General features: G+C 69.5%; 5 protein-coding genes. 1 reads left to right on the forward strand and 4 read right to left on the reverse strand.

Annotated elements, in window-relative coordinates; all coding sequences use genetic code 11:
* On the forward strand, window positions 1–802 hold an 802-nt coding region (locus VD972_RS33605; protein WP_324992888.1), incomplete at its 5' end, for a hemolysin family protein.
* Between the two features lie 106 nt (window positions 803–908).
* Here the strand turns inward: VD972_RS33605 and VD972_RS33610 are convergent.
* From VD972_RS33610 to VD972_RS33625, 4 genes are all read right to left on the reverse strand, one after another.
* Window positions 909–1,706 carry a lysophospholipid acyltransferase family protein gene (locus VD972_RS33610; RefSeq protein ID WP_324992889.1) on the reverse strand — a complete coding sequence of 266 codons (798 nt, stop codon included), beginning with the start codon at window positions 1,704–1,706 and terminating at the stop codon, window positions 909–911.
* The gene (locus VD972_RS33615; protein ID WP_324992890.1) at window positions 1,703–2,548 is read right to left on the reverse strand and encodes an alpha/beta hydrolase; all 846 of its coding nucleotides are present in this window, start codon (window positions 2,546–2,548) and stop codon (window positions 1,703–1,705) included. Before VD972_RS33615 ends, VD972_RS33610 begins: the two co-directional genes overlap by 4 nt.
* A gap of 34 nt (window positions 2,549–2,582) precedes the next feature.
* The gene (locus tag VD972_RS33620; RefSeq protein WP_324992891.1) at window positions 2,583–3,590 is read right to left on the reverse strand and encodes an alpha/beta fold hydrolase; all 1,008 of its coding nucleotides are present in this window, start codon (window positions 3,588–3,590) and stop codon (window positions 2,583–2,585) included.
* A gap of 65 nt (window positions 3,591–3,655) precedes the next feature.
* Window positions 3,656–4,188 (reverse strand): fatty acid desaturase family protein (locus VD972_RS33625; protein ID WP_324992892.1); only part of this gene is annotated, 533 nt, incomplete at its 5' end.

Consider the following 4,188-nt stretch of genomic DNA (forward strand, 5'->3'; position numbering starts at 1 on the left):
CGCCCCCCAGCTCATCCGCTCCATCTTCGAGCTGTCCGACAAGCGCTGCCGGGACGTGATGGTGCCGCGCACCGAGGTCATCGCGGTGGACATCTCCATCCCGCCCGAGGAGGTGCTGCGGCTGCTGGCGGAGGAGAGCCACTCGCGCATCCCTGCCTACCGGGACGACGTGGATCACATCGTCGGAGTGCTCCATGCGCGGGATCTGATCCCCCTGCTCCAGCACCCGGAGCTCATCGTCCTGCAGGATGTCATCCGCCCGGCCAACTTCGTGCCGTGGATGAAGCCCATCGGCGATCTGCTGCGGGAGATGCAGAAGAAGCGCATCCACATGGCCATGGTGGTGGATGAGTACGGCGGCTTCATGGGGATCGTCACCCTGGAGGACATCCTGCGCGAGATCGTCGGCGACATTGGGGACGAGTTCGAGGAGGAGGAGAAGCAGGTCGAGAAGCAGCCGGACGGCAGCTTCCTGGTGGACGCCTCCATGGAGGTGGAGCGGTTCACCCAGATCTTCGGCTTCGAGCTGCCAGAGGGAGACTTCGACACCCTGGGTGGCTTCCTCTCGTCCCTGGCGGGCCACCTGCCAGACGTGGGCGAGCGCTTCACCTATGGCGGCTGGCAGTTCACCGTCGCGGCGAAGGAGAGCGCGCGCATCGACCGCGTACGTGTGGCCCGGCTCAAGCCCTCCACCAACGCCAAGGAGGGCCGGGGTGATGGGCGCTCCGAGCCGGCGATAGGAGACGGACGCTCCGAGCAGCCGGCATCCACGGACGGGCCGACACCTCCTGCCAAGGTCTGAGCCGGGCCCTCCGAAAGGGGGACGGCGAGCAGAGCCATCTGGCCCAGGCGCGAGCTGATTTTAATCAGACAGGGGCTCGCCCCTCCGAGACCTGCCGGTTCCGCCCTCAGCCGGCCCGTGGCATGCGGGTCGTACCGCGCGAGCTGGAACCTGGACGGGCCAGCGAGGCGTCGTCCGGCAGCAGCAGGTCCCCTGCCAGCGCCTCCACGTAAAGGGCCCGCACCCGCTCGGCGAGCACCCCCTCATCGCTCCCCAGCGACTCCACAGGCAGCGGCGGCAGCACCCTCACACACACCTTGGCCCGCGCGCCCATCCACGGCCCGTCTCCCACCATCACCGCCGTCGTCCCCTCCAACACCACGGGCACCAGGGGCACCTGTTCCTCCAGCGCGAGCCGGAAGGGGCCTCGCTTGAAGGGCAGCCGCGTGCCCTCCGGCGCGTACCCACCCTCCGGAAAGAGCAGCACCGGCACGCCTCGCCGCAGCCACACCCGGCAGCGCTCCAACATCTCCTGCATCGAGCGCGGACGCCCCCGCTCCACCGCCACGTACCCCGCCATCCACATCAACCACCCCACCAGCGGCAGCGAGAAGAGCGAGCCCTTCGACACGAACTTGAACTGCCGCAAGAGGGAGAGCACCGCGAAGATGTCCGCCGCCGACTGGTGGTTGGCCACGAGGATGCATGCCCCCTCCGGCACCCGCTCGCGCCCCTCTACCCGCACCCTCCAGCCCGGCCACACCCTCATGTAGAAGGCACCCCAGAGGCTCACGTACGTGTGCATCCACAGCCGATTCCGGTCGAACGGCCACGTCACCAGGTAGACGAGCACTCCCCCCACGAAGCAGGCTGGAAGCGTCAGGCTGAACACAACCCCATACAGCGCGGTGACCAGGTAGCTCATGTCGCGGGCGTCACGGCAGGCAGGGAGCGTTCCCACTCCTTCAGTGTGTGAATGTAGCGGTCAACGTCTTCCAGAGTAGGGAAATGCCCACACCCCTCATATTCGACGAGCCGCGCCTGGGGAAGGGCCTCCAGCAAGGCCTGGGGCCGCGTGGCCGCGTGGGTCCGGTCCCCGCGGCCCCACAGCAGGAGGAGGGGCTGGTGGATGCCGCTGTAGTCCACCTCCTCCTCGCGGCGCACGGCCTGGTAGGCCGAGGCCAACTCGAAGCGCCCCCCCTCCCGCAGGGTCCGCAGAGTCGGCTGCAGGTACTGCTGGTAGAGCGCCTCGCTGGCCCCCTCTGGCAGGGCCGCCCGGTACCAGTGGCGGGCGATGAAGAACTTCGAGGCGGCCACCAGCACCTGCCCCACCCCCGGCGTGTGGATGAGGCCCCCCACGTCCGTCTCTCGCGCCCATGACTGCATCTGCGCCAGCGAGGACACCTGCGCCAGCACCAGCCTGCCCACCAGGTCCGGCCGCCGCAGCGCCAGCCGCAGCCCCATCATGGCCCCCAGGCAGGACATCTCCAGCAGCACCCGCCTCGCCTCCAGCCGCTCGAGCACCTCGCCCATCACCTCCAACTGCAGCGCGAAGCCGAAGCGCGCCCCGCCTTGCAGCGACGAGCGGCCAAAGCCGGGCAGTTCGAAGCAGATGACGCGGTGGTCGCTCGCCAGCCGCTGGATGGACTCGTGGTGGTGCTCGATGAGGTTGGGTGGATCCGGAACGATGACGACGGTGCGCGGGCCTTGCCCCACCACCGCGACCCGGACGCGCGCCTGCGCCAGCTCCATGAAGAAAGTGTCCATGTCTCCGTTTCCCGTCGCCTTGCCGGTTCCGCCCTCAGCCGGCCCGTGGCAGCGACGTGGCCTCCAAGACGCGCCCCTGCGCCTGGCTGGAAGCGGGCGCACGGAGGATGGGCGTCGCGATGGACGCCAGCGCAGGCACCCCGTCCCGGGCCTCACGCCGGGGCAGGGGCAGGGACGAGGCCGAGGCTTGACGCAGCCACACCGACACGTCCGACCACCAGCCCAGCGGACAGCGATCTGCCTCGAAGAAGCCCGAGTGGCCCAGGCCCGCGAGGCCCAGCCGGCCGTGCTCGACATGGCACCATAGCGCCGGCGCCGAGGTGTAGTAGTCCCGCAGCAGCACCTCGACGGCCCGCCTCGGCGCGTAATGGGTGTCGTCCTCGAAGCTCAGCGCCAGCAACGGGAAGGTGCACTCGGCGAAGCGCGCATCCCGCGGCTCTCCGTCCGGCCACAGGTAGGCCTCCGACAGGCCCCAGCGCGCATAGTCCTGGGCGACCTCCCGCTCCAGGTCCTCCAGCCCGGCGAAGGACATGGGCACCCGGCCGAAGAGGCGCAGGCACAGGGGGATGTAGAGCTTGAAGAAGCTCCACACGGCGTAGCGCTCCCACCCGCGCCACAGCCGCCAGTATCCCCGCTGCGAGGAGATGACGGCCACCGCGTCCAGCAGCCGGTGGTTGGCGGCGAAGGGAAGCAACTGCCCGCCGATGCTGTGGCCCACCGCCACCAGCCGCCTCGCCCCGAGCGCTCCCCGCGCCCAGGAGATGAGCCCCGTCAGATCCTGCTCGCCCCAGGCTCGCATGGAGGCCGTGCGCCGCTGCGCCTCCTGCCGCGCGGAGCGGCCGATGCCACGGTAGTCGAAGGTGACGACCTGCCAGCCCTCCTGCGCCAGGTGACGCGCGAAGGGCTCGTAGCGCTCCTGTCTCGCCCCCGTGGCGGACAGCAGCAGCGCCACCTCCTCGGGTGGCCTTCCTTCGGGCGCATACGTGGTGACGGCCAGCTCGACGCCGTCCGCGGCCTCCACCGTCCTCTCCAACCTCACCATGCGCTCCGACTCCTTCCTGGCGGAGGGCGGGCCACCGCAGGGCGGACCCGCGCCACCCGCGCCACTCAGGCCACCAGCTGCTTGTCCGGTAGCTCCAACCCATCCGACGCCAGCGCATCGGCCTTGAGCGGGCGCAGGTCCGCCAGGTGCGGCACCACGGGCTTGGGCTCGCGGAAGACGAGCAGCGACTTCCAGATGCCCTCCCACCAGCCCAGGCTCCGGTACGGGTAGCCGTGCTCCTCGCAGAACTTGCGGAGGATGTGGCTCATCTGCGGATAGTAGATGTGGCTGATGCCGGGGAAGAGGTGGTGCTCGAGCTGATACTCCACGCCCCCACAGAGCAGACGCCCGAACCAGCCCGTCCGGAAGTTCACCGTCGTCACCATCTGCAGGAGGATGAAGTCCGCCTTGCGGAAGTACTCGGCCTTGTTCTGTATCTCCTTGGCCAGGAAGGCCGCCTCCCGCGGGAAGTGTGCCGGGGCGAAGGCGATGAAGAGCGCGTACCCCATCATCGAGATGCGCACCAGGTAGAACGCGAGCGCGGCCCCCCAGCCGAAGACGAGCGCCGGCACCACCAGCCACGCCACCATGTGCATCA

This window comes from Hyalangium sp., from assembly GCF_035629615.1.
In the GTDB taxonomy this organism is placed as follows: Bacteria; Myxococcota; Myxococcia; order Myxococcales; family Myxococcaceae; genus Hyalangium.

Bases quoted from the DNA above. Each gene is read 5' to 3' on its own strand.
- VD972_RS33610 (WP_324992889.1), bottom strand. From the start codon at position 1,706: ATGAGCTACCTGGTCACCGCGCTGTATGGGGTTGTGTTCAGCCTGACG.
- VD972_RS33615 (WP_324992890.1), bottom strand. From the start codon at position 2,548: ATGGACACTTTCTTCATGGAGCTGGCGCAGGCGCGCGTCCGGGTCGCG.
- VD972_RS33620 (WP_324992891.1), bottom strand. From the start codon at position 3,590: ATGGTGAGGTTGGAGAGGACGGTGGAGGCCGCGGACGGCGTCGAGCTG.